We start from the raw sequence: 22617 nt of genomic DNA on the forward strand, positions 1-22617 counted from the left end.
GCGGAGGGGACGTGATTAGAACAAATCGATAGAGGCGTGGTTGTTATCGATGATCCAGCTACACCGCTGACAAGAACAAGTCGATAGGGGTGTGTTTATACGGTTTGGTGGTCTTTCACACAACAAATCGATAGTGGTGACTCTCCGGGATCTCGAGTCTCCGATATTCTAGGAGAGCAGTCGCAACCGAATGGATTCTATGAATCATCTATAATACTCACACAATCCGACTAGCATACAAAATCTACATTATGTATACTGTGTGGATTACGTAAAAACTGTAGGCTGAGTTTGTTATGGACGTTGTGTACAAAATCTATTGATTGACTGGCATTATGGACGTTCTTCGAAATTCGAACAATTTTAGCAATATCAAAAATTCACATTATGCAGATTGTGTGAATTGCTTCGAGATCGCGATTTGGATTGGTTGTGCGTAATACGTACGAAATCTAGATTTTGTACGCAATTTCTATAATGTGACAAATACGTCTGACGCAGAATTAAGGTAGATGAATTTCATTAGGCACGTATGAGAGCGACAAAACTCACATTACCCACAAATCCTGTATTGCGTCCAAAATTAACACAATGTAAATTGCCTACAAAATGTACAAAATCCACTCATCGTGGGAGTGCTAACCGATGAGTACCGGAGAGTTCGACGGGCTCCCCGGCGTAGCGGTTTCGCTCCTGAAGGGGGGTGTGGGCAAGTCAACGATCGCGCTCAATATCGCTGATCGCCTCGCGGCCCGAGGTCATGAGACGGTTCTGATCGATCTCGATAAGGATGGGCATATGACGACCCAGCTGGGCTACGACGATGCATATGACCGGGAAGCAAACCTCGGCGATGCACTTATCGACGGGGAAGATCCCCGCGAGTTGCTGATTGAGACGGAATTCGGAGTGTATCTCCTTCCGTCGAGTAACGAACTGGAGAACGTGGAGACGAGATTGAAGGACGAACGGTTCGCGGACGTGAAGCTCCGGCGGAATGTCGTCGAACCGCTCATTGAGAACGGGTATGATTATGTTATCATCGATGCCGCGGGCGGTCGAGGCAAACTTTCTGACAACGCGCTCATCGCTGTCCAAAGTGTGATTGTCCCGCTCATTCCGCGGGCCGGTTCGATCAATGGACTCAACAAGATGATCGGCCGTCAGATCTCCCCGATTCGGGAAAACATCGGCTTGGACATCCTCGCCATCACTCCAAACATGATCCGAGAAACGATGGGGCAGCGCAATGAGCATCGCACACTCGTCGAGAATCTCAATCGGAAATTTGGGTCATTCGTCCCCGAGTATGCACGGATCGATTCAGAAATCTTCGATGCACTCGATGACCCGGGGCGTAGCGTCGACGACATCCCGAAGCCTGGAATCCGCGAACGAACGGCTATTTCTCGGGCCTTCAAGCAAGGAATGCCGGTCGCGGCATTCGACGAGGACTGCGATCAGATCTCAAAGTTCGACCACTTGGCGGATCTCGTGGAGGATCACACCCATGCCTAATGAAGACGACCAGTTCGGCGACATCGCTGCACAGCTCAAACAAACGGAAGCAGGGGAAGAAACGGCCGACGATGAAAATGTCGTTCCAGAAGAAAACATCCAATCTCATGCCCAGGAGAGTGAACAGGAAGTAGATCAAGAGTCTGAATCAACGCAGAAACCAGATAATTCGGACGAGGATGAACCTGCTTTTTCCTTTGATGAGACCGATATGCATGGATTCTACGTCCGTGATGAGACGTGGGATGGCGTTACTCGAATGCGGTCGTCAGTGATGGCCGCTTGCTCGATATTCGATGTTTCCGAGTTTGAAGGACGGGAGTTCCAAGATGCGTGCCTACAGGTCGTTGCGAACCACGGTGACGAGGTCGCTCTTCAAATCCTTGGCGAGCGGGGTATTGAAGCAGATGAGGAACGGGTTCAAGAGGTCGTCGAGATGTTGAGCGGTCAAGCTGAGAGTGACTGATCCGGCCGTTCAAACATAATCTTCGCTATCTTCGAAATCTACATTTCGTGGATTATGTGTATAATGTGGCTAGTGCAACTGTTGAACTCTTCCAATATGCTGGTTTTGGTTCTGCGATCTTGCACTACGTGGGTCTCCCGCCACGTGGGGTCGCGGTTCACTGGTCTATCAGGCTGAGCATGTGGGTAGCGCCGCCGTCACGATCCGAGTTCAAGATTTACGACGTCACCGTGACAGTCTGGCAAGCTGACGACGGGATTTCTGTATAGGTTAATGATCAGCAGTAGTTGATTCAAACTTGGAGAATGACTATTTTTGGGTCTTTTCAAGGAAATATCGGTATGGCTCTGTCAAATTCAGTGTGGGATCAGCACTGTATATCGAGGCACACTCAGCAGGTGTGAAAGATAACCTGAAATGTTAATGTTCAAATATGTACCCACTCATAAATTTCGATCCGATTGCGTCACTGAATTAGTCAGGAGGACTCAACGTAGAGGAGACCAACTCGACGCGTTAACCAGCCAGGAAAGTCGGCGGGCAGTCCATCTCACCGAATCATTATCTAGTGCATGGTTCTCAAACTGGATCGGTCCGTTCATTCATTCGAAACCCTCGGACGTACCAGTCTCTACTACGTATGAAGGATACCGATCAGAGACAGACTATATCTGTGACTGGATGGATTGGTGAATACCAACAGTGTTGATAATTTGTTCTAACGCTTTCAGAACAGGGTTAATATCTTGGTTCAGTGTAACCGTTTTATACTGGCCACCAGTACTGCCTTCATTCCGTTTTTCAACAGCAAGAAGGCCTAACATCTCAAGTTCATCGATATGATCATGCATCCAGCGGCTTGTGAGAGACTCACGTCCAGCCTGTTCACAAAACGATTCGTATTGTCGGTAGAGATCACGTGATCGAACAGGACTCTCATTTCCTGCTTCGAATGTAGTAACTGCATAGAGGAGAATTCGTTCATGTTCATTTAATCCGAGAATGCCTCGAGTAACTTCCTCACGTTGGAGAAGCTTTCTGCCACGACGAACATGTTCGTCAATTACCTGATCAGCACCTTCCTCTTGTGCAATATCGCCGGCTTTCAAAAGCAAATCAAGTGCTTTGCGGGCATCGCCGGATTCTTGGGCACCATATGCAGCACAGAGTGGAATCACACCACCTCCGAGAACATCATCTTGGAAAGCGATCGATTCCCGTTGGCGAAGAACCTCGCGAAGCTCATCAGCACTATATGCAGGAAAATTGATCGAGCGTTCACAGAGGGATGAACGGACTTTCGGAGAGAGTCGGTCACGATACGAAAGATCGTTGCTGATTCCCACCACACTCACCCGGGCAGACGTAAGTTCTCGATTTTCTCGTGCTCTGGACAATTGATAGAGAAGTGAGTCATCTTGTACATGGTCGATTTCGTCCAACACGAGGATGATGAGGCCACCATGGTTATCAAACGCCTCCCACATCATGTCGTAGACCTTTGAGCGTGGATGGCCCGTTTCACTGATTTTTTCGCCAGTCTTCCGAAACGTATTCACTAACTCAATACCGATACGATAGCTAGTGTCGATTCCATCGCAATTGATGAGTTTTGTTTTGATTCCGACATCGTAATTTTCGCCTGCCGATTCGAGCCTATCGAACAAGAATCGGGTCGCTGCAGTCTTCCCAACGCCTGTTTTTCCAAAAAGAAAGATGTTGTCGGGTTGGCTTCCGTCAATCGCTGGTTGAAGAGCAGCGTGGTACTCTTGGAGCTCGTCATCTCGTCCGACGAATTCTTCAGGAGTATAATCGTCGAGTAACGCGTTCCGATTTGCAAACGGGAAGTTTCCCGGTTTGAAGTCGAATTCGCCCATTTGATTTTTCGTGTGATAGCTGGTCACTTATTTCTATCGACCACCCGTTCAAGTGATTCGAGTGTAGCCACAACTATATAAGTGTAGGTGGAGACCCTCAGACCCCGTCGTTCAAGTGAATGACCTCAGGGAGAAGAAGGTGACTTCTCAGAGGTAGCTTTGAATGTGAAAAGATTTAATACAAATAGGATCTAACTTTGTCCGTACTAATGAAATATTTTAATACCAGAGACAAATTCCTCATTAGTGTTGTTTAGAAATAAATAATCCTGTGATCTAGCCCCTCTTTTGGTAGTATTCACTTGAACGACGGGGTCTCTGTCTTTATAAAGGAAACCGCTCACTTGAACGGGTGGTCATTGACATGTCCCCTCACGCTGTCCCCGACTTTCTGACGCTAAGCTCAGTTCGTCAGCCATTTGTCGGACGATTGTATCACTGCTTCTGGATGGTCAATAACCCTAACAGGATAGTGAGTGGCAGTCAATATTGGTGCCCGTGAGGATAGCGTTTGATGAGTTTATTGAGTGATTTAATAGTTAGTACTTGGCAAACTCGTGCTGTCTACAGCTCCGGAAGCGAACGGTACTACCACGCGTACACGACAAAGAATGTGATATGGGAAAATAGCCAATACCTTCGTTACTGTCCCTGGGCAGGGGTTGTTGAAGACTAACGATCATCCAAAGGTGCTAGCTATTCAGTAAGAAATCAACCGATGATACTGGATGAACAAACATCCAGATATCCTAATTTAGTTGACGGCTCTTATTAAGTATTGTATACTGATCTCCGGTGCTCGGTACGTGACGAACACCTTCATCTAGCGAAGTTACTTATCTTGCGATCCAGCTTTTTGTTTCACTTCCGCTCTGGTTGGCTGACCTCTTTATCAATAGCCTTCATATAGGAAAACGCAGTCATCGCCACCCAGTGCACGGCGTGGTTCCTGTGCCCTTACCCATCCTGCCACGCCGTGTATTCCCCTTGTATCAGACCAATAACGAGGCGAGTGTGCAGTTTGTCCCGAGGTTTTACGTTAATAGTAATTGTCCCTACTTATATCGATGATTTCAAATCGGTGATCGCCACTCACACCACTTGCGCAAGACGCACTTGATACGCTCGCTAAGGGACTTCCGGATGAAAGGGAACTCATGTACGAGCAGGCGTATACGATCCTCTACGAAGAAGAGGATCTGAATCAACCTGCTGCTGAGGATATCATCGAACGACTCTACATGCGCGGCTATCTCTATGAGGTTGAAGGGAAGCTCCGACTCACCGATTGCGGCTCTGAATAGCAGGAATGATCTCGTTAGTGACAGTAAGTGTGGTTACTACGTCGCGTTGTTTGGATTGCTATTTTTGATCAGCTAGCTGGGCATGGGTTTTCACCAGTACCGCGGTGTGCTCCAAGCGGTTCGTAGATGAGGATTGTATTGTTACTACGAATGGTGACGAGATAGTCCTCAACCGTAAATCGGACTTCAACGTCACTCTTTTTCGACGCACTTGCTCCGATGATGTCTTCGAGCGCATCTGGGTTCACGTACTCGTATAGTGAGAGCGTTGTCTGGCCAGTCGCCGGCTCCACTACATCACTGAGCGCGTTGACAACCTCAGTAACAAGCTCCAAGTTCGATGCTTCGAGGTTGATCGTCGCGGATGCGACCAGTGCGTATTGAGGGGGTGAACGGGGGCCAGACTGTTCGGTCGTGGAGCCAAACCAGCTCGTTGTTTGCGTCGTCATTGATTCACTTGCCATACTTTCTGTTAGTTCTCCAGATAGTTGAGTAACCGCCGATTACTGTCATATTTTGCCACTTGCGAGAAAAAACCAACAATAATACCAGGCCCCTCATAAGTTAATTAATATATTTAATAAATATTTAATATATATGATCTATATCTAACAAAATTATTTTATTCTCGATAACGTTGGTGAAAATATATTCTCACAACGGCCAGTACGACGCCATACTCTGACACCATTACCTGACACTATCGCTGTGGCTGGTTGTGAGAGCTGACTTTCCCTCCCTAACCTCCTTTCCCACGAGTTGAGTACATTTTGTTGTTCGGTGCCTTGTCTGTCGAGAGACGGAGTTTCGGAAATTGGAATCGGAAACGGGTGGAACGTGTTGAATCTTACGACCACTGGCTGGTATCTCGGATCGTGACTGACTATAGCAGAGTCGTGCACAACGCCGTCAACATAAGCGGTCTCGAACCATCTACAACCCTCCTACAAACGGCGCTAGAAGTGGCGTGAAATTCATCACCAATTCATTCGACATCATCTCGCCTGCATCGATATTTTGCGAACAGAATGTGGGACTCAACCTGATCACATTTCAGGGATATCCCGAGTTTGCAGTGAGCTCATACCAATAAAGTCGCCCAGTCGAACTTGGTGAGTGAACAGATCGTGTTCTTTCTCCAGTGTGGCGACCAGCACAACCGGCACCTACACCGATTCCTATCGATAGTTCCGGTATTGGAATATTCGGAAGCGACCCAGGCTTGCCTAAGGGTGTCTCGGTGGTCGTATCTATCTGCAATGAGCCACAACAATCAGTTCGAGACGAGATGGGACGAGTATCGACAAGCGCTTCGACCAGCTGATCGGACGGTATTTAATCGACTCATAGAGTATGCGCAGCTGCATACTGAGCTTAGTACGGTTCACAAGCCATTGTTTGTCGAGACGCCCATTCTAATCTCGATGTTGCTTGAACAACAAAAGCAGATTGACGATTTAGAAGATCGGCTTGATCACTTAGAGGACGATTTGAACGATCGGGGATAAGGACATGGTGTACAAAATCGACTACGTCGACGGTGACGTCCTCACTTGATCGGTGACTGAGACGGGAGTGAGTTGCGAGATCACGGACTGACGCAACCTCCTTCTCGGCGAGATATGTAATGAGGTCGCGTCGTTTTGGTGTAAGGATTTCAGCCGCGCTCTCGTGGCTCAGGACATGGACGCCTTCCATTCCACCGCGAGCAAGCGCTCGTGCCATCTGTTTTCGGCGGTCACGGCGTGATTGCTCCGAGGCCGATGTCGAGGGTGTATCCGATCGTGTAGATTCGGACATGGTGATATTCTTACTGTTGTGTAGTGACACAACTACTAATCACTGTTTCTCGAGTATCACGAATTGAACTGACTGTACAGCGAGAACAATCCCTCATTTGGATCCATCCTGACCAAATTGAGCTCTTAATATGAAGCAGGCTTCCAAATGATGGTTCTCATCCACAAAGGCAGTTGAAATGGTCTCGTGGATGATCCCGTAGGAACGCATGTATCGTTATCGCAAGTTCAAGCATAGCATCCGCCTGCTCGGCAGTAACCGCCCGCCCAGAATAGTACGACGCCGCTCGGTTCTCGTTGTATAGTGCTTGGAAGTCTTCTTTCAAATCGTCGCTAATCACTCCCAGTTCAAAGGCACGTTGATACGCATACTCATGATCCATAAAGTCATGAACTGAATCGTCGCTCATCGCGATAGCATAAAACTCGAATGAACGTTCGATTGCCCCAAACGCGAGTTCAACGACCGCTGTGTGGTAGCCATTTTGATCTTGAAGGGTCTGGGCGGCAGCAATCAGGCGACATGCCTTTTTGAGTTGTGCTTCATCTTCAGTCAGTTCGGCAAGCCCTTCTTCCGGCGTTCCACCTCGCTCAAAGGATCGATGTGCCTCTTCGAGTGCATCTGTGACTACCTTTGGATCGTCACTCATCGACTAAGTCTTCCATGATTGATTGGAATTTTTCGAACTCTTCGGTCTCGGACAGCGTGATCCCAGAGACGACCGTTTCAGCGATGTCTTCGGTGTGTGCCGGTACAGACGCAGGAGATTCAACAACAATGTGAAAGTCGTACCGTTCTCCATTGAATTGCTGTGAGGCGAGTTCTTTCCCGATTTGAGCCGCGCGTCGTTGGTTGCGGCCTCGGTGTTCGCGAACGAGCACCCAGAGATCAATGTCACTTTGTCGATCTGCTTCACCACGTGCGACACTTCCGTAGACTAGGACTCCAAGCACATCTTCGAGTTCAGTATTAAGTGTCTCAACAGCGGTTCGTACCGGTGCGTGGAATTCTGCCTGTGGGATACGAAGCAAGGGATTATCTGGAATCGTTACCCGCTCTCGATTGATACTGACGAGTTTCTTGTTGCCCTCGTGTCGAATGTGGACGAGGTCATTTGATGCGAGCACGTCGACTGCTTTTCCGACGGTTCGGTGTGTTATGTCTACGATCGAAGCGAGTGTTCGAATTGTATACTCCTCGAAAGGACGGTCTATTAAAAATTGGAGTAATTCATCCGTTGCTTTGTGCCGATAGAGATTTGGATCGTTAGCTGGTACAGGTACCTGTATCGTCGCTCCGGATGTTTCTTCACCTCCTGTTGGTATCGCTTGTTGGCTACTTTTGTTATCCATAGATACTCTAGGTATCCACTAGTATAAAGGCTTTATATGTATACCCTCGGCTAGTCATACAGGATTGATATGGGAAATGTAGAATCAAAGTGCATCGAAGGGTGGCAAATGGAAAACGGTTGGGCTAGGGTAATTATGTAATACTAACTTACGACGCAACCCCTTTCAGACCTGTTCTTTTCGAATCGTCACGATATCCGCTGCGACTCGTTCGGTTCCGTCTGCTGCAATCACGAGCAGATTCGGTGCTGGCGTACAAGGCGCTCGATCACCAACGTGAAATCCAGCGTCTGCAGCACCCGGCAGTTGAACCTGATAGCCATTCCCTGTGATTTGGAGTGAAGCGTTTGCAACTCGGTGGATCGAGACAGTATCGAGCGCGGCTGACGTTGCGAGTTCGACGACATTCTCTTCTGTGATTCGGTCAAGGTCGACGACAAGAAGGAGGCCGTCAAATGCAAACACGCGGATGTCTGCAAGACGAGTGAGTTCGTCGTCAATCTCTTCAACGAGCCCAGCGGCTCGGGCAGGCGTTGTGACTTGGAGAGTCAGGCCATCGCCGGAGCGTTTGATGTTGTTGGGTATTGGTGGTTAGTATTATATGCTAACCCGAGAGCATTCGCCTTGGCGGATGCGCTCTCGGCTTGGCGTTGTTGGTGAGAAGCGTCGGGTTATGAATCCTCTCGTGTCTTCAGTTTCACTTCCGCTCTGGTTGGCTGAACTCTTTATCCATCACGTACGAAGCGTCAAGTGCAGTCAACGTAACCCAGCAGGTGATGTGGGTTCTTGTGCTCATCCCAACCCATGCTCCCATGTTGTCTGCTTTTTCCCCTTGTTCGAATGAGATAGGTAGTGCCACGAGCACTCTGTCCAAGGGTTTACCTGTCGTGTCCTCGAATTTGGGAGTACGAATGGATCCAAATGAGAAATCCCCCCTCACTCCACTTGCGCAAGACGCACTTGATGCACTCGCAAGGAGACTCCCGGATGAGGGCGAACTCACATATGACCACGCCTATACGATTTTGAAGGAGGAAGAAGATCTCGAGCGGCCTACTGCCGAAGATATCATCGAACGATTGTACAACAAGGGCCATATTTACGAAGTCGAGGGAAAACTCCGACTCACTGATTACGGCTCTGAATAACAAAGACCACCGCTTGTATTTCTCCTACCTTATCTGACGGCTTTCATCGTGAGGCCGTGGTTTTCGGAAGGCTGAATCGGAAGCAACCGAACCGTGTGGAAGTTGCTCATTGTAGCTGGATTTTTTCTGGAGTGGAAAGGCCCATATGTAGGCTCGGTATTTCTGTACAAATCGACCCGTTACCAGTCCAAACCAACCATTATACAGATCGGAATCATGCTTCGCTGTGGCGATCAGTAGGACACAGTGTTCGGGCTTGATGACGTCAGTCATTCCTGTATTGGAATATTCGGAAGCGACCCTGGCTTGCCTAAGGGTATCTCGGTTGTCGTGTTTACTCGTAATGAGCCAAACTAGCCACATTGAGGTAGGATGGGACGAGTATCGACGAGCGCTTCGACCGACTGATCAAGCGGTCTTTGATCGACTCTTTGAGTATGCTCAGCTGCACACTGATCCCAGCACGGTTCACAAGCCATTGTTCGTGGAGACGCCGATACTGATCTCGATTCTACTTGAACAGCAGACCCAAATCGACGACTTGGTGGATCGGTTTGATCACTTAGAGGACGATTTGAACGATCAGGGATGAGTCGATGGTGTACAAAATCGACTACGTCGACGGCGACGTACTCACTTGGTCACTAACTGAGACGGGGGTGGAGTGTGAAGTCGATGAATCGTATACACCGACAATCTACGTGTCGGTGCACGGTAACGGTGATTTTTCGACGGCACGTGCTGCACTCCGAGACCATCCCGCTGTTGCGCAGGTTGCTACGCTTGATGAACGGGTGAGCTTCCGGCACGACCCCGAGCAAGTACTCCAAGTGGATGTGGTCGACCTCAAGGCGGTGAATTCAGTGGCACGAATGGTGAGCAAGTGGGGCTCGCCCAGTGAGTATCGGTGCTACAACGTCGATTTCTCGCGGGAGTTCCGATACTGTCTCGAAGAGGGGATCGACCCGCTTCCAATACACGAACTCTCGCAGATGCAGATTGCCGTGTCGGAGACGGAGCTCACGAGTGAGAGGGTTACCGAACTCACGATCGACGATGAGACGGTGGCCGGGAGCGGAGAAGACGTGTTAACCACACTGTCGGCACGTGTTGAGTCAGTTGATCCGGATGTACTCTTCCTGAATACGAGCGATCTCATTCCAGTCCTCTTCCAGCAGGCCGATCGGCTTGATGTAGGGTTTCAGCTAGGACGACGTCCGGGCTGGCAGCAATTGGCAGGTGAATCGACATATGAAAGCTACGGGCAAGTTGGGCATTCACCGGCACGCTACAATCTCCCGGGTCGGGTGATCATCGACGGTTCGAATACGTTCATGTGGAATCAGACGAACCTCGATGGCTGTCTGTATCTCGTCGAGCAGTCGGGTAAACCACTCCAGGAGTTAGCGTGGTCGTCGATTGGAAATATTTTGACCGGGATTCAGATTCAGGAAGCTCGTGAGCGGGATGTTTTGGTCCCATGGCGCTCGTGGCGTCACGAGAAATTCAAGACGATGCGCCAACTCCACGACGCCGACCGGGGTGGGTTCACGTTCGCGCCGGACGTCGGCTTGCACGAGGACGTTCACGAGCTCGACTTCTCCTCACTGTATCCAAATATCATCGTCACGCGGAACGTGAGCCCGGAGAAGATTCGCTGTGAGTGCCATTCTGGTCGGGAAGATGTGCCGGGCATCGGGTATTCGATTTGTGACGAGCGAGGGTACCTTCCGGACGTGCTTGAGCCATTGATCGAGGATCGTGATGCGATCAAAGCCGAGATACGGGAGACTGAGGATGAAGATCGTCGTGATGAGTTAGAAGGCCAGTCGAGTGCGATCAAGTGGATCTTGATCTCCTGTTTCGGCTACCAGGGCTTTTCGAATGCCAAGTTCGGACGGATCGAGTGCCACGAGGCGATCAACGCGTTTGCTCGGGAGATTCTGTTGGAAACGAAAGCGATGCTCGAGGAGCATGGGTGGCGGATTGTGCATGGCATCGTCGATAGCGTGTGGGTGACACCGATCGAAGGCGAAGAACAGACGTCGCTGTCTGAGCTTGTTTCGGAGATTTCCGAGGAGGTGGAGATTCGGCTCGAACACGAAGCCCACTACGACTGGATATCGTTCGTGCCGTTACGTGATTCGGATGCCGGTGCGTTGACGAAGTACTTCGGGAAGGCCGCTGGTGAAGATGAGTACAAATATCGCGGGATCGAGTGTCGGCAACGGAGTACGCCATCGTATATCGACGAGGCGCAGAAGGCGCTGATTCGAACGGTGTATGAATACCGTGATCCAGAGGCGGTGTGTGAGGAGTTGCGGTCGTGGGTTGATCGGCTGGAGCGCGGAGCGGTCGATCCGAATGAGTTGGTGATCACGAATCGTGTCTCGAAGAAGAAGGAGGATTATACGCAATCAACACGGAGTGTGGCGGCGTTAGAGCGAGTAGCTGATTTGGGATTGGGGCGTGCTCCTGGTCAGAGTGTGTCGTATGTGGTCGTCGACGATGCAAAGCAGTCGCGGGAGCGGGTGCTGTTAGCGAGTGAGAAGTTAGACGAGTATGATACTGGATTTTATCGGGAGTTGTTGGTTCGTGCAGCAGCGAGTGTAGTATCGCCGCTTGGGTGGCGTGAGAAACACATTGAGGAATTCCTCTCGAGTCATGACGAAACTAGTCTCAAATCGTTTTTTTAACGATTGCAAGCTGAACCGCATCGAGGTCACGCTCCGAGGCACCCGGCCTGTAGAGGCTGTATCTGTCGCATACCTTCTCTTCCATGGAAACTCTCAATCGATAATCGATTTCGACGGTCGTGCTGATTGCAGAACACGAATCAAGCCAGCCACGAGCGTACACAGGAGATGGGTAGGTTGTGCAGTACACATACAACAGATCTCAGATCCGAACTGAACAGGTGGCCAACCAGTTCTCACCGTTATTATGACTGGAATTTATGTTAGTTTAGGGACAATACTTTGTAGGAGTCTATCGTATGGAGTGCGAGTCGGGTGGGGCAATGCTGTGGGCACCACGCGAGAGAACAAGAGACACCAACCATGACCAACGAGACACACGACACGCCGGCTGACGCAGAATTGGATTCTGGACTGATGCGGACAACACGTCGAACCGCGCTTCAAGGAGCGGGTCTCGCCGGATTACTTGCAATGGGTGTCGACGGCGTCAGCGCCCAGCAAGAAACCTCCGGGACGACCACTCACCAGACGGGACAACAGACGGCAGAAAACAACGGTTCAATTCCAGTCGATTATACAAACTTCATCCGCGCACAAACAGATCGATATCTTGAAAGCTATGCCGATATCGGTGGGTTCGGCGAATTCTATCACTATCGAACGCCCGTCCCCATTGACAAACAGATTGTCGCGGTAGAGCATCGTGACGTGCTCCCCTCGATTGGGATCTTCGATCTGACCGAGCCGGTTACCATCACCAAACCAGATATCGGTGACCGTTACCAGTCAATGCATGTCGTTAATCAGGACGCGTACACGAAGGCAGTCATCTACGAGCCCGGTGAGTATACATTAACGCGAGAGAAGATGGAAACGCGATACATTCAGGTTCGATTTCGTACGTTTGTTGATCCAACTGATTCAAGCGATATAAAGGAAGTTCAGAAACTACAAAACAAGATTGAGGTGAGTCAATCATCGCCCGGAACGTTAGCACTTCCCGATTGGGATCAGGACTCACTCGATACAATCACCGAGGCACTCAAAACAATCGCGAACACACGAAACAGAATGCCGGAGTATGCATTTGGCGACGAAGGTGGGATTGATCCTGTCCAATTTTTCATCGGCTCCGGAATCTGGGGCGCGCTGCCGGCGTCTGAAAACTTTTTCATATATGATTCTCCGCCGCAGAACGATGGCAAAACACCATATACTCTCACCTTTGACGATGTTCCTGCTGACGCATTCTGGGATATCAGCGTCTACAACAGCAACCTGTACTTCGAGAAAAACAAGTATGACGCATATTCGATCAACAGCAAGAACGCAGAGCAAAATCCCGACGGAAGTGTCACGATCCACTTCGGTGGTGACCCCAACCAGTCGAACTTCCTCTATACGCCAGAGGGATGGATCTATTATGTCCGGCTCTACAAACCGTATGACGAGGTTCTCTACGGCTTCTATCAGTTCCCAAAGCCGCAGCCAGTGAAGTGACAAGCGTAGATGGCAGCTGTGATTACCATAGCGTAGTGAATAACCGTGGGAGGATGCCAAAGTAGGTAGATCGTCACTCCGAACTGAAGCGGTTGTATAACCAGGCGACAGTGTATCCGGTCGTGAACCCGTCGAGAAGCGCCCAGACAGCCCCAATTACGATTCCTGAACTGGTTTCGCTATAGCCACGGTATATGTCAGCAAACAACTGTTCCCACCGTTGTCCCCACCCTCGTCGAGCAGTCAGACCGATGACGGCCACTCCAAATGACCAAAATATCCCACATGCCAATCCAAAGGCCGATGGGTCGAGACGTGTTGGTGATTCTGAAGCCATCACCGCTGCTACAACGGTGCTGGACAAAAAGGTTCCCGAGACGTACAATCAATCGATATTACGCATATGGGTTGAAGGAATAGATATAGCATTAAGAGAATGTGTGGTTAAAATGACTAGCTAAACAGTTTAATTCGTAACAATGATCTGATGGTTGACAACGGTAGAATGATCCCAAAGTTCAGGATTCAGGTCCAGATCCTCCTATTCACCAATTTGACGTTAGATAGGAAACCACAAAATCAATGAGATGCTTTCAGATGACGTAGGAGATCTTATTAAGATTGAACAAATCGTCCACCAGTTCTCACCGCCATTCTGTCTGGAATTTATGTTCATTTAGGGACGGTACTTTGTAGGAGTCTATCGTATGGAGTGCGAGTCGAGTGGGGCAGTACTGTTGGGCACCGCACGAGAGAAGGGAGGACATGAGCCATGGACAAAGACACACACAACAAAACGACTGAAACGGAATTCGGACCACTGCAGGCAACCCGCCGCACCGCACTTCGCGGGGCAGGCCTCGCCGGCTTCCTCGCGATGGGCGTCGGCAGTACCAGCGCCCACCAAGACACGCCGAGCCAGATCACCAACCACGCCGAGCAACAGACGACGGACGATGCCAATGCAACCCCGGTGACATGGGCGAACTACCCACGCGCCAACTGTCATGCTTCATTCCAGGCAACCGTCGACAAGGGCGGGTTCGGACAGTTCTATGATTTCAGAGATATAACTCCTGTCAGGGAGCAGTTGGACGTCGAGGCAAATCGTGACACGATCTACTCACTCGGGGTGTTCGATCTGACCGAGCCAGTCACCATCACGCTCCCAGACAGCGGTGACCGATACATGTCAATGAATGTCCAGAACGAGAACCAATATGTGAAGCTGAGCGTCACTGAACCTGGGACTTACACGATAACACAGGATATGGTAGGGACTCGGTATGCTGGCGTCGCGATCCGCACATTTGTTGACCCTAACGACCCAAACGATGTGAAACAAGTCCGGCAACTCCAGAACGAGATCGACGTGGAACAAGCATCAGCAGGGTCGTTCGAGATTCCCAACTGGGATCCACAATCATTCAAACAACTCGACGACGCGCTCACGACTGTCTTTACCACGCTCGAGAACTTCTCGGGCACATATGGTGACGTCGGCCAGGTCGACCCGGTAAAATCTTTCGTCGCCAGTCCGTCGGGGTGGACTGGCGTCCCGCAGCCGTCGGAGGCGCTCTTCCTCCAACGAATTCCCACCCAGAATGATGGCACAACGCCATACACACTCACCGTTAAGAATGTCCCCGTCGACGCGTTCTGGTCAGTCACCGTCTACAATCGTGACCTCTACCTCGAGGAGAACAAGTACGACGCGTATTCGGTCAACAACGTGACCGCAGAGCGAGCCGATGACGGTAGTGTCACGATCCATTTCGGTGGTGATCCCGACCAGCCGAACTTCATCTACACGCCAGACGGATGGCACTATATCGTCCGGCTCTACCAACCCCGCAAGCCAATCATCAACGGGAGCTATCAGTTCCCCGAAGCCGAACCGGTCGAGTGATCTGAGCGCGGCTGGTAGCCGTATTGGCCCCTACCGACTGCGTCGGCGCGCTATCGACCGTCGGCTCGGCTGCCGTCTTGTACTGACGGTCGTGCTGAACTTGTCCTCTTTATCCAGCACATCATTCCTCACCGATGATTGGACGGTGTCTTCCAACTGCTGACTGGTTACTCTGGAACACCTCGGCACGATCTCACTCACCTCGTCCTTGACTCTCGCTAGTGGGCGTTGTCGATTATACCATTGTAATAGAGGCGGATCGCGAACGCGACCCCCTCTGTTTCGCAGAAAATGACGCACTCCACCGTAATCAACCAACTACTACCACCATGTTTCACCGGCAGTGCGGTGTGAATCTCGTGTGGTGGTTCCGCCCAAGTGGGGGTTCTGCGAACCCCCGTGATTACAACGCTATAATTAGCGTCCTCTGTTCTCTATTTCCGCGTTGGCTTCGTGGGCTCGCATCCACCCCGCCAGATCAGGATGCGCGAACGTGATCTCAATGTGATGACCACCAACGCCCATGGCGTCGTCGATCGACAACGTTCGAGATTCCTTGTAACACACGCCGGGCACCCGTTCGGCCATCTCCTCCATTACCCGATAGCCGTCGTTCTTGTACGCACAGTCGTAATGCGTTGCGACTTCGCGATAGCCTAACCGTGCGACCATTACGTCATTCGTCTTGGCGACGTTCTTTGCGTGCTCAAGGACATTTAGGTACTTGTCCTCGACTTGCTGGCTCTCAGCGCGCTTCTCACGGAAGTTGACGGCAGTATTCTGTTCCGAACGCTGGACCGTCTCGAAGAGTTACCGGCCTGCATTCGCGGTTTAGTTAGAATTGGACTGTAGCAGTTTGATCCCACGCTCGACGATCGCGTCGGTGATAAAGAGACTCGTCTCTGTTTGAAGCGCCCGCATGAGCAATGCTGCATCATCGTTTGATACTACATCTCGATGGCACGCAAGTGCAACCACGCCAATCGAACCGTGGACTTCGATATTCTGGTTTCGAGCGAACTCTCGTGCTGCCAGGTCGTCGGTGAGAAAGACGATGTCATCACGTTCAATAGCTACTGCCAGTGCCGCTCGCTCACCTGCATATAGTTCAGTACTGCTCTCAAGTGGTTCTGAAACAGCAATCCGTTCCCACTCAAGATCTGAGAGCTCCGGCGGAATTCCCCCTTCTTCGAGCTCTGCATACACTGTTTCAGGGATCAGTAGCTCGTCGATTGCTGTCAGTAAATCGAGGGCGTCGATTTCTGCAAGGTGGATGAGTGGGCCTGTATCCGCGACCGCAACGATTGTCACGCGTTCAGACCCCAGTCAACATCCTCTTCAACGGCCGCTGCTTCGCGATCGGCTCGTTGGACGTTTTCGAGTCCAACCAATTCGATTGCCTCTTCGCGAGATAGCTCACCGTCGATGTACTTCCCGAGGACGACGTTCTCCCACAGGTCCGCGATCCCGAGTTCAAGGGCTTGCTCGAAAACCTCCGACTCAGGGACACCTCGTGCGTCGGCGATTTCACGGACACGATCGGAGATTTCAGCTGCCATAGTACAGAGTATGGGTTGCGTCACTTAAATATCATCGTCAGTCGTGGTTCGACACCAACCAACTCGATAGACTCAATCACTTGCTTCCGACCACAGACGCGGTGGCCGGTACCAGCTCTCCCCCTCCCGCTGGCTTCTAGCCGATAGATGCCGATACAACTACCGTACTTACGAGTAGCCGTACGGCGTCTGTCCCGAACTGTGTCAATTCGAGACGTCCACAACTGCGTTCGAGTAGGGGTTCGTGTTAGATTCGTTGTCCCTCTCGGGCGTGAGTTCATCCCGACCACGCTACTCTCCAGCAACCTCGTCTGTGGTCGGACTGTCGTCTGTGTCGTTGCTCGTGACCTCTCCTGGAAGCTCGACGTCCGCTTTCAAGACGAGCCGCGTCTCCTGGTAGCACAATCCGTTCTTTGATCGCTGGCGTTTGATTTTCCCGAGGCGCCTATTCGAGAGTTCATGCATTGCGTCCATGGTCCGGCGAGCAAGTTCCTGGCTGTACTTCTTGCTCACACCAGACTCTTTCAGCCGAATCCACTCGGCAAGGTCTGAGGCATCAAGATAGGCACGGATCTCGCCACTGCCCCTCCACCAGAGTGAATAGCGACCGGCCTCATCGCGTTCGCCCCACACCTTCCCCGCGAGTTCGTCGGGCTTACGATTCGTCACAGACGCAAGCATTTCGTCGTCATAGCGAGCAAGCCGCTGTATTGGCAGGAGATCAGCCGTCGAATGGGCGACTGCACCACCGCGACCGAGCGCATCTTCCTCGCCAGGGAGTCGGAAGTAGGTGTTGCCGTCGTCTTTCGTGATCCGTTCGAGTTTGTTCCCTTCGACGAAGATACGGTCAGCGTCAACGTTGTCGGTGAGGAGGTGGGCACCTTTCTCGAACTCCCGGGCTTGCAACTCATCGATCCGTTCGCTAGAGGACTGCGTTTTGCGGGCAAGTGCCTTTCTGTGGGCTTTCGCTTTGGCTGCCTTGTCCGTTAGATCCTCGATGCGCTCTTCAAGCTCCGCAATCCGAGCATCTTTCTGCTCGATATTCGACTGAAGTCCCGTGATTTGTCTGTCTTTCTCGACGACTTCCTGTTTGAGGTCGTCAATCCGATCTCCAACCGGTTCGGAGTTCGTTCATTTATGGCGTCGAATCGCTGCCGATCCGACTCGAGGACACGGCATAACAGTCGGTAAGCTTCGAAATTAGCCCAGTCACTCTGGTTGAATCTGGTATCGATCAAAATCACCTACGGAGAGTATTGGTCAGATTGAATACCACGAGATATCGAACAAAAGGGATCAAATAATGTACTGATAGAGCGTCCACAGAACATGCATCGGGGTCAAATCAAGCGTGTACTCGAGTTCTTCGTCATAGGAATCGTCTTCGGTGTATCCGAAGATATTCTTGCAGTCTTGATCGCTACTGATGCAGAACTCACATTTGACATCGTTGGAGTGGTCGTGCTGATTGCGATTCCATTCGCTATTATCTCGGAACTCATAGTTGACCATCCAAAGTTCTTGGCTTTTGATAAAATATCTATGTGGCTAAACTCATCAATTTTCGGTCGCTCTAGTGTCCAAAACAGGAATACGCCTGGTAATCTTCAGAAAGAGACTGCGCCATGGCCACAGCATCAGTATTACTGTGACATCTGTAACACCAAGTTTGAAACAGGAGCATTACTCCAAGAGCATCTTGACCGCCAACACACCGGTGTACATATCTATTGGTCTATTCACGCCGATGAAGCAAGGCAATAGCTTAATCACGCACACCTTAGAAGTGTTCACATTGTGTTTACACATGGAGGTGGTGAACTCGTTCATCACCCCCCTCGGGTGTAACCGATTCTCCAACAAACGGTGAAGAGCAGTCTTATACCGCAAAAATACCGCAATAACAAGTTCACTACCAAGTAGTCGAGTCGTTTTTCTCACCTCCGTCCGCCGGAGGAGCTCAACCGCCAGCCGTGATGGTGGTTTCTTTGGCGTGTTGGTGGCGGTTGAGACCCGATCGGGGTGATGAACCAGTTCACCCACCTGCCGTGTGTAGCTCAGCAGGTGAACGAGTTCACTCCCTTTCCCGGGTTTCTGGGACGGTTGCTCGTCGCACCGCATCGGACAAGAACCCGCCGAGGGAGTCGACCCCTCGGATGACCGTCACGGGTTTCGTCGGACGATTAGTCGCCGTCCCAGACGTCAAGGTTTTCTCGTTGAGTAGTCACACCCGTTGTGACCGCCACTACGAACGAAACCACGCTTGGCCGTAATATACTACCACACTACTACTGAAACAAAAGGGTTCTTTCTTCATTGTAACTGAGGAAGAGTGTGTCAGGACTGTGAGGAACGCGGTTCAGCCGCAACCAAACCGCGCTTACACGTCACGTCCATCCAATTCGCCGACTATCGTGGCGTTCTCACACCGTGGACCTCTCACCCCTGGTCACAACGGGTGTGACGCCACCCGTGATCGTTTTCTCTACATTCTCTCCTACTTGTCGAGTCCTGGTGCCGTCGATAAGCGGATGGCCGCTCAATCCTCAGCGTGTCCACCACCCACCGAGCGGTTACAGCCCGAAACTCAGACTCATACTCCCAATTACTGGTCCTTTTTCAACCATTCCACCACTGGTCTTTTGTAGTATTATCCCCTCTGGGCGCTTGTATGGGCAATTTGATTGTCAAAGCGGCAGTGAAAGATCAGCTCGAAGACCAGAATGTGGCGAGTGACTTCTATGATGCACTCGATGACGAAGTCGCTTCAGTCCTCGAAAACGCCGCCCGTCGGGCTGAAGAAAACGATCGCAAAACCGTCCAAGCGCGCGATTTGTAACAGCTCACCGCTTCGCTGTAGTATCAACCTGGTTTTTTTGTCGCTACACAGAACTCATTTCTCTAGGAACCGCTATCCCGTTCGAAGCCATATCACCCGACGAGCCTCGGGCTTCTTCTTGCGAATCTTACCATCGACTGCAAGCCGGTTCAAAATACGATAAAGATTTTCGCAGACTGCTGTTTCTTAGGCGAGTCTTCAGTAACACCCCCACTGTAGATTTATTACTTCGGTACACGAGGGAGTAGATGTTCTAGGGGCTCCCCCTTTGTGACGTATTTTCCTTGAGTGCCAACTATGTGCATATGGGTCTAAGTTCACCGCAAAGTAACGAATACAAGGGTTAATAACCTTATTTGTTAGTGTTAACTTCGTCTTGCGTGTGTCTGACGTATATTAATGGTACTCGGTAGTCATCATTCTGGTGAACACAGTAACCACGGCCGATGCACAGCTCACCGTTCTTGGTGACTGGTGATGGAATGATTCACCGTGGTTCACCGCATGATAACAATGCCACGAATATCAATCACCGTCCCTGATGAATTAGATGAGTATCTTAATCAACAATCGAGTGAAAGCGGCGACTTTGATTCTAAGTCAGAAATGGTGAGAGAGTCAATCAGGTCGATGAAAGATGGTGATGACGGGGTGGATGAGTTGGAACGAGAGTTAGAGGAACAGCAGTCACATTACGAAGACGAGATTGACAAGTTAGAGACAGTGGTCGAGCGACTTGAGAATGAGAAGCGCACAATCCTCTCTCAGCGGGAGGAAAATCAAGAGTTAGTGAAGTGGGCTAAGGAGGAACAATCGTTACAGCGTAGACGTGAGGAGCGTCAAACCGCACCGGTATGGAAACGCGCAAAGTGGTGGCTGACTGGATATGATGGATGAATCGGGTTGAGTTTCCGAGTGCAAAGATTATATTGTCTGTCTTTATTCCCGCCGCGCTGATTGCACCGTTGTATCTCCCTCCTAGCGTTGAACAACCGTATATTGTTACTGGCCTTGCATTCGACATAATTGCAAACCGGATGAAAATATAGTAATCACTCGCTGTAGAGAGTGTTTGAGAGTAGTCTTTTAACTTCCGGTAGGGTGATTTAGCTACTGAGTAGACACATATGAAATTCGCAGTCAACGTCCCAACTAGTTGCGGCACATCTGAGTACAGCATGCTCGCATTGTGCGATGAAATTAAGTGGGAGGATCAACGTGATTTTGCCGCTGAAGCAGAGAAGTTTGGTTTCGACGGTATTGCTGTCCCTGACCATCTAATGACTGGTGATGGACCGACAACCGAATGTTTAACGACAGTGACTGCGCTGGCGGGCGTCACGGAGAACGTATACCTCTACCCAAAGACGATCAACAATCGACTTCGTCACGCTCCATTGTTGGCGAAAACAGCGGCAACCCTAGATCACGTGAGCGGCGGTCGGCTGAAACTTGGCATGGGTGCCGGATGGAAGGACGACGAGGCCGTGGCGTATGGCTATGAATGGCCTGATGCACCGGCTCGCCTACGAGAGATGGAGGAGGCAATCGAGGTGATGAAACGCCTTTGGTCGGAGACCCCCGTCTCGTTCGATGGCCAATACTATCAACTCAAAGATGCCGACTGTCGACCACATCCCATTCAGGATCCCCATCCGCCTGTGATGATTGGAGGTGGCGGTGAACAGTTTACACTCAGAATTGCGGCGAAGCACGCCGATGTTTGGAATTATTGGGGATCACTCGAACTAATGGAGCAAAAACTGGACGTTCTTGCGGATCACTGTGACACCTATAATCGCAACTATGATGATATCGAGAAGTCGTGGTTCGCTCGCTGTATCGTCCGTGAATCAGACGAAGAGGTAGAAGAACTACTTGAGACGGCTCCACGCTTCAAGCAGGAACATTTGGACGACAACGAAAACCATCTAATTGGAACGCCAAATAAAATCGTCTCTGAGCTAAAGCAGTACGCGACCATCGGGATTGACGAGGTTGTCGTGGAGTTTGTTGACTTCCCGAAGACGGAGGGTGCCCAGCTCTTTGCAGAACACGTCGCACCAGTATTCCACTAATGCATCCTTGACGTTCAACTGGCACTCCACAATAGTTTAGCGTGCGCACAACAGGGAATACGCATGACCACGTCCAAATTCGAGAATTGGGACGAAATCGACAGCGAGATTCTTCGCTTGCTTGCTGCTGACCCCCGTGCGCCGTACTCAGAAATCGCAGATCATCTCGAAGCGGCAGGCTATGAGATGTCGAGCGAAGGAATCCGCTATCGCGTCTCAAAGCTGCTTGACGCGACAACAGTGTTTTTCTTGCTCGACCCGGAGGACGTAAGCTGGGAAATCGTTCGTATCGCGGTTAAGGCTGTTGATGAGTCTGAAGCAAAAACGAAGACGTTCGAGAAGATCGCAGATATGCGGTTCTGGCATGTTACTCGGGGAATCGGTACGTACGATGTTTACGCAGTTGGGATGGCACCAACACTAGCTAAAGTAGATGAGCTCGTCACGACCATCGAGGAATATGAGTTCGTGGAGAATGTTGAGCACATCGTCGTTACTGAGCGCGAGAGTGCTATGAGTGATTATTATCTGTCGGAGGATGCTCCGACCGACTGACAAACTAACGTAG

General features: G+C 50.6%; 24 protein-coding genes. 14 read left to right on the forward strand and 10 right to left on the reverse strand.

The window, feature by feature from the left end; all coding sequences use genetic code 11:
* The first annotated feature begins 645 nt into the window (after positions 1-645).
* The gene (locus LIX15_RS26870; RefSeq protein ID WP_227778299.1) at positions 646-1518 is read left to right on the forward strand and encodes a ParA family protein; all 873 of its coding nucleotides are present in this window, start codon (positions 646-648) and stop codon (positions 1516-1518) included.
* On the forward strand, positions 1511-1984 hold the full coding sequence (locus LIX15_RS26875) for a DUF7970 domain-containing protein (RefSeq protein ID WP_227778300.1): 474 nt from the start codon (positions 1511-1513) through the stop codon (positions 1982-1984). Before LIX15_RS26870 ends, LIX15_RS26875 begins: the two co-directional genes overlap by 8 nt.
* A gap of 665 nt (positions 1985-2649) precedes the next feature.
* Here the strand turns inward: LIX15_RS26875 and LIX15_RS26880 are convergent.
* Positions 2650-3861 carry a Cdc6/Cdc18 family protein gene (locus LIX15_RS26880; protein ID WP_227778519.1) on the reverse strand — a complete coding sequence of 404 codons (1212 nt, stop codon included), beginning with the start codon at positions 3859-3861 and terminating at the stop codon, positions 2650-2652.
* Between the two features lie 1157 nt (positions 3862-5018).
* Here LIX15_RS26880 and LIX15_RS26885 point away from each other — a divergent pair.
* Positions 5019-5165 (forward strand): hypothetical protein, encoded by a 147-nt coding sequence (locus tag LIX15_RS26885; RefSeq protein WP_227778301.1) that lies wholly within the window; start codon positions 5019-5021, stop codon positions 5163-5165.
* A 68-nt stretch (positions 5166-5233) separates the two neighbouring features.
* Here LIX15_RS26885 and LIX15_RS26890 read toward each other — a convergent pair whose 3' ends face one another.
* On the reverse strand, positions 5234-5629 hold the full coding sequence (locus LIX15_RS26890) for a HalOD1 output domain-containing protein (RefSeq protein WP_227778302.1): 396 nt from the start codon (positions 5627-5629) through the stop codon (positions 5234-5236).
* A 795-nt stretch (positions 5630-6424) separates the two neighbouring features.
* Between LIX15_RS26890 and LIX15_RS34055 the strand changes: the two genes are divergently transcribed.
* On the forward strand, positions 6425-6673 hold the full coding sequence (locus tag LIX15_RS34055; RefSeq protein ID WP_486327112.1) for a DUF8156 family protein: 249 nt from the start codon (positions 6425-6427) through the stop codon (positions 6671-6673).
* Positions 6674-7122: 449 nt separating this feature from the next.
* Here the strand turns inward: LIX15_RS34055 and LIX15_RS26895 are convergent, their stop codons facing one another.
* The 3 genes from LIX15_RS26895 to LIX15_RS26905 form a co-directional block, all read right to left on the reverse strand.
* Positions 7123-7614 (reverse strand): DUF8154 family protein, encoded by a 492-nt coding sequence (locus tag LIX15_RS26895; RefSeq protein ID WP_227778303.1) that lies wholly within the window; start codon positions 7612-7614, stop codon positions 7123-7125.
* A complete protein-coding gene (locus tag LIX15_RS26900) occupies positions 7607-8317 on the reverse strand; it encodes a nucleotidyltransferase domain-containing protein (RefSeq protein WP_227778304.1) in 711 nt (236 codons plus the stop codon). Before LIX15_RS26900 ends, LIX15_RS26895 begins: the two co-directional genes overlap by 8 nt.
* 165 nt (positions 8318-8482) lie before the next feature.
* The gene (locus LIX15_RS26905; protein WP_227778305.1) at positions 8483-8782 is read right to left on the reverse strand and encodes a hypothetical protein; all 300 of its coding nucleotides are present in this window, start codon (positions 8780-8782) and stop codon (positions 8483-8485) included.
* A 446-nt stretch (positions 8783-9228) separates the two neighbouring features.
* Here LIX15_RS26905 and LIX15_RS26910 point away from each other — a divergent pair, with 446 nt between their 5' ends.
* The 4 genes from LIX15_RS26910 (at position 9229) to LIX15_RS26925 (ending at position 13664) form a co-directional block, all read left to right on the forward strand.
* The gene (locus tag LIX15_RS26910; RefSeq protein ID WP_227778306.1) at positions 9229-9465 is read left to right on the forward strand and encodes a hypothetical protein; all 237 of its coding nucleotides are present in this window, start codon (positions 9229-9231) and stop codon (positions 9463-9465) included.
* Positions 9466-9808: 343 nt separating this feature from the next.
* Positions 9809-10057, forward strand: a complete 249-nt coding sequence (locus LIX15_RS26915; RefSeq protein ID WP_227778307.1) for a DUF8156 family protein — start codon at positions 9809-9811, stop codon at positions 10055-10057.
* A gap of 4 nt (positions 10058-10061) precedes the next feature.
* Positions 10062-12161: a type B DNA-directed DNA polymerase gene (locus LIX15_RS26920; protein WP_227778308.1), complete on the forward strand. Its 2100-nt coding sequence runs from the start codon at positions 10062-10064 to the stop codon at positions 12159-12161.
* A gap of 474 nt (positions 12162-12635) precedes the next feature.
* Positions 12636-13664: a DUF1214 domain-containing protein gene (locus LIX15_RS26925; RefSeq protein WP_227778309.1), complete on the forward strand. Its 1029-nt coding sequence runs from the start codon at positions 12636-12638 to the stop codon at positions 13662-13664.
* A 73-nt stretch (positions 13665-13737) separates the two neighbouring features.
* Here the strand turns inward: LIX15_RS26925 and LIX15_RS26930 are convergent, their stop codons facing one another.
* Complete coding sequence (locus tag LIX15_RS26930) at positions 13738-14001, reverse strand: bacteriophage holin (protein ID WP_227778310.1); 264 nt, start codon at positions 13999-14001, stop codon at positions 13738-13740.
* Between the two features lie 435 nt (positions 14002-14436).
* Here LIX15_RS26930 and LIX15_RS26935 point away from each other — a divergent pair, with 435 nt between their 5' ends.
* Positions 14437-15573, forward strand: a complete 1137-nt coding sequence (locus LIX15_RS26935) for a DUF1214 domain-containing protein (protein WP_227778311.1) — start codon at positions 14437-14439, stop codon at positions 15571-15573.
* 417 nt (positions 15574-15990) lie between these two features.
* Here LIX15_RS26935 and LIX15_RS26940 read toward each other — a convergent pair whose 3' ends face one another.
* The 4 genes from LIX15_RS26940 to LIX15_RS26955 all read right to left on the reverse strand — a co-directional run bounded on the left by LIX15_RS26940 (position 15991) and on the right by LIX15_RS26955 (position 18236).
* Positions 15991-16245 (reverse strand): hypothetical protein, encoded by a 255-nt coding sequence (locus tag LIX15_RS26940; RefSeq protein ID WP_227778312.1) that lies wholly within the window; start codon positions 16243-16245, stop codon positions 15991-15993.
* A 159-nt stretch (positions 16246-16404) separates the two neighbouring features.
* Positions 16405-16884 carry a PIN domain-containing protein gene (locus tag LIX15_RS26945; protein ID WP_227778313.1) on the reverse strand — a complete coding sequence of 160 codons (480 nt, stop codon included), beginning with the start codon at positions 16882-16884 and terminating at the stop codon, positions 16405-16407.
* The gene (locus LIX15_RS26950) at positions 16881-17132 is read right to left on the reverse strand and encodes a hypothetical protein (protein ID WP_227778314.1); all 252 of its coding nucleotides are present in this window, start codon (positions 17130-17132) and stop codon (positions 16881-16883) included. The genes LIX15_RS26945 and LIX15_RS26950 overlap by 4 nt, the downstream gene beginning before the upstream one ends.
* A gap of 291 nt (positions 17133-17423) precedes the next feature.
* Positions 17424-18236 carry a DUF8008 family protein gene (locus tag LIX15_RS26955; RefSeq protein ID WP_497007446.1) on the reverse strand — a complete coding sequence of 271 codons (813 nt, stop codon included), beginning with the start codon at positions 18234-18236 and terminating at the stop codon, positions 17424-17426.
* A gap of 225 nt (positions 18237-18461) precedes the next feature.
* Here LIX15_RS26955 and LIX15_RS26960 point away from each other — a divergent pair, with 225 nt between their 5' ends.
* The 5 genes from LIX15_RS26960 to LIX15_RS26980 all read left to right on the forward strand — a co-directional run bounded on the left by LIX15_RS26960 (position 18462) and on the right by LIX15_RS26980 (position 22604).
* Positions 18462-18896 (forward strand): hypothetical protein, encoded by a 435-nt coding sequence (locus tag LIX15_RS26960; protein WP_227778316.1) that lies wholly within the window; start codon positions 18462-18464, stop codon positions 18894-18896.
* A gap of 907 nt (positions 18897-19803) precedes the next feature.
* The gene (locus tag LIX15_RS26965) at positions 19804-19971 is read left to right on the forward strand and encodes a DUF1931 domain-containing protein (protein ID WP_227778317.1); all 168 of its coding nucleotides are present in this window, start codon (positions 19804-19806) and stop codon (positions 19969-19971) included.
* 504 nt (positions 19972-20475) lie between these two features.
* The gene (locus LIX15_RS26970; protein WP_227778318.1) at positions 20476-20868 is read left to right on the forward strand and encodes a ribbon-helix-helix domain-containing protein; all 393 of its coding nucleotides are present in this window, start codon (positions 20476-20478) and stop codon (positions 20866-20868) included.
* 230 nt (positions 20869-21098) lie between these two features.
* Positions 21099-22049 (forward strand): LLM class flavin-dependent oxidoreductase, encoded by a 951-nt coding sequence (locus LIX15_RS26975; protein ID WP_227778319.1) that lies wholly within the window; start codon positions 21099-21101, stop codon positions 22047-22049.
* Between the two features lie 63 nt (positions 22050-22112).
* Positions 22113-22604 carry an AsnC family transcriptional regulator gene (locus tag LIX15_RS26980; protein WP_227778320.1) on the forward strand — a complete coding sequence of 164 codons (492 nt, stop codon included), beginning with the start codon at positions 22113-22115 and terminating at the stop codon, positions 22602-22604.
* Positions 22605-22617: the final 13 nt, after the last annotated feature.

The organism is Haladaptatus pallidirubidus (assembly GCF_020700235.1).
Classification (GTDB): domain Archaea; phylum Halobacteriota; class Halobacteria; order Halobacteriales; family Haladaptataceae; genus Haladaptatus; species Haladaptatus pallidirubidus.

Excerpts from the sequence above, each read along its gene's own strand:
- LIX15_RS26935 (WP_227778311.1), top strand. The coding sequence starts at position 14,437 with ATGGACAAAGACACACACAACAAAACGACTGAAACGGAATTCGGACCA.
- LIX15_RS26960 (WP_227778316.1), top strand. The coding sequence starts at position 18,462 with ATGCATCGGGGTCAAATCAAGCGTGTACTCGAGTTCTTCGTCATAGGA.
- LIX15_RS26950 (WP_227778314.1), bottom strand. The coding sequence starts at position 17,132 with ATGGCAGCTGAAATCTCCGATCGTGTCCGTGAAATCGCCGACGCACGA.
- LIX15_RS26965 (WP_227778317.1), top strand. The coding sequence starts at position 19,804 with ATGGGCAATTTGATTGTCAAAGCGGCAGTGAAAGATCAGCTCGAAGAC.
- LIX15_RS26890 (WP_227778302.1), bottom strand. The coding sequence starts at position 5,629 with ATGGCAAGTGAATCAATGACGACGCAAACAACGAGCTGGTTTGGCTCC.
- LIX15_RS26910 (WP_227778306.1), top strand. The coding sequence starts at position 9,229 with ATGGATCCAAATGAGAAATCCCCCCTCACTCCACTTGCGCAAGACGCA.
- LIX15_RS26880 (WP_227778519.1), bottom strand. The coding sequence starts at position 3,861 with ATGGGCGAATTCGACTTCAAACCGGGAAACTTCCCGTTTGCAAATCGG.
- LIX15_RS26895 (WP_227778303.1), bottom strand. The coding sequence starts at position 7,614 with ATGAGTGACGATCCAAAGGTAGTCACAGATGCACTCGAAGAGGCACAT.
- LIX15_RS26915 (WP_227778307.1), top strand. The coding sequence starts at position 9,809 with ATGAGCCAAACTAGCCACATTGAGGTAGGATGGGACGAGTATCGACGA.
- LIX15_RS26970 (WP_227778318.1), top strand. The coding sequence starts at position 20,476 with ATGATAACAATGCCACGAATATCAATCACCGTCCCTGATGAATTAGAT.
- LIX15_RS26930 (WP_227778310.1), bottom strand. The coding sequence starts at position 14,001 with ATGGCTTCAGAATCACCAACACGTCTCGACCCATCGGCCTTTGGATTG.
- LIX15_RS26980 (WP_227778320.1), top strand. The coding sequence starts at position 22,113 with ATGACCACGTCCAAATTCGAGAATTGGGACGAAATCGACAGCGAGATT.
- LIX15_RS26940 (WP_227778312.1), bottom strand. The coding sequence starts at position 16,245 with ATGGTCGCACGGTTAGGCTATCGCGAAGTCGCAACGCATTACGACTGT.
- LIX15_RS34055 (WP_486327112.1), top strand. The coding sequence starts at position 6,425 with ATGAGCCACAACAATCAGTTCGAGACGAGATGGGACGAGTATCGACAA.
- LIX15_RS26900 (WP_227778304.1), bottom strand. The coding sequence starts at position 8,317 with ATGGATAACAAAAGTAGCCAACAAGCGATACCAACAGGAGGTGAAGAA.
- LIX15_RS26885 (WP_227778301.1), top strand. The coding sequence starts at position 5,019 with ATGTACGAGCAGGCGTATACGATCCTCTACGAAGAAGAGGATCTGAAT.
- LIX15_RS26925 (WP_227778309.1), top strand. The coding sequence starts at position 12,636 with ATGGGTGTCGACGGCGTCAGCGCCCAGCAAGAAACCTCCGGGACGACC.
- LIX15_RS26870 (WP_227778299.1), top strand. The coding sequence starts at position 646 with ATGAGTACCGGAGAGTTCGACGGGCTCCCCGGCGTAGCGGTTTCGCTC.
- LIX15_RS26875 (WP_227778300.1), top strand. The coding sequence starts at position 1,511 with ATGCCTAATGAAGACGACCAGTTCGGCGACATCGCTGCACAGCTCAAA.
- LIX15_RS26975 (WP_227778319.1), top strand. The coding sequence starts at position 21,099 with ATGAAATTCGCAGTCAACGTCCCAACTAGTTGCGGCACATCTGAGTAC.
- LIX15_RS26920 (WP_227778308.1), top strand. The coding sequence starts at position 10,062 with ATGGTGTACAAAATCGACTACGTCGACGGCGACGTACTCACTTGGTCA.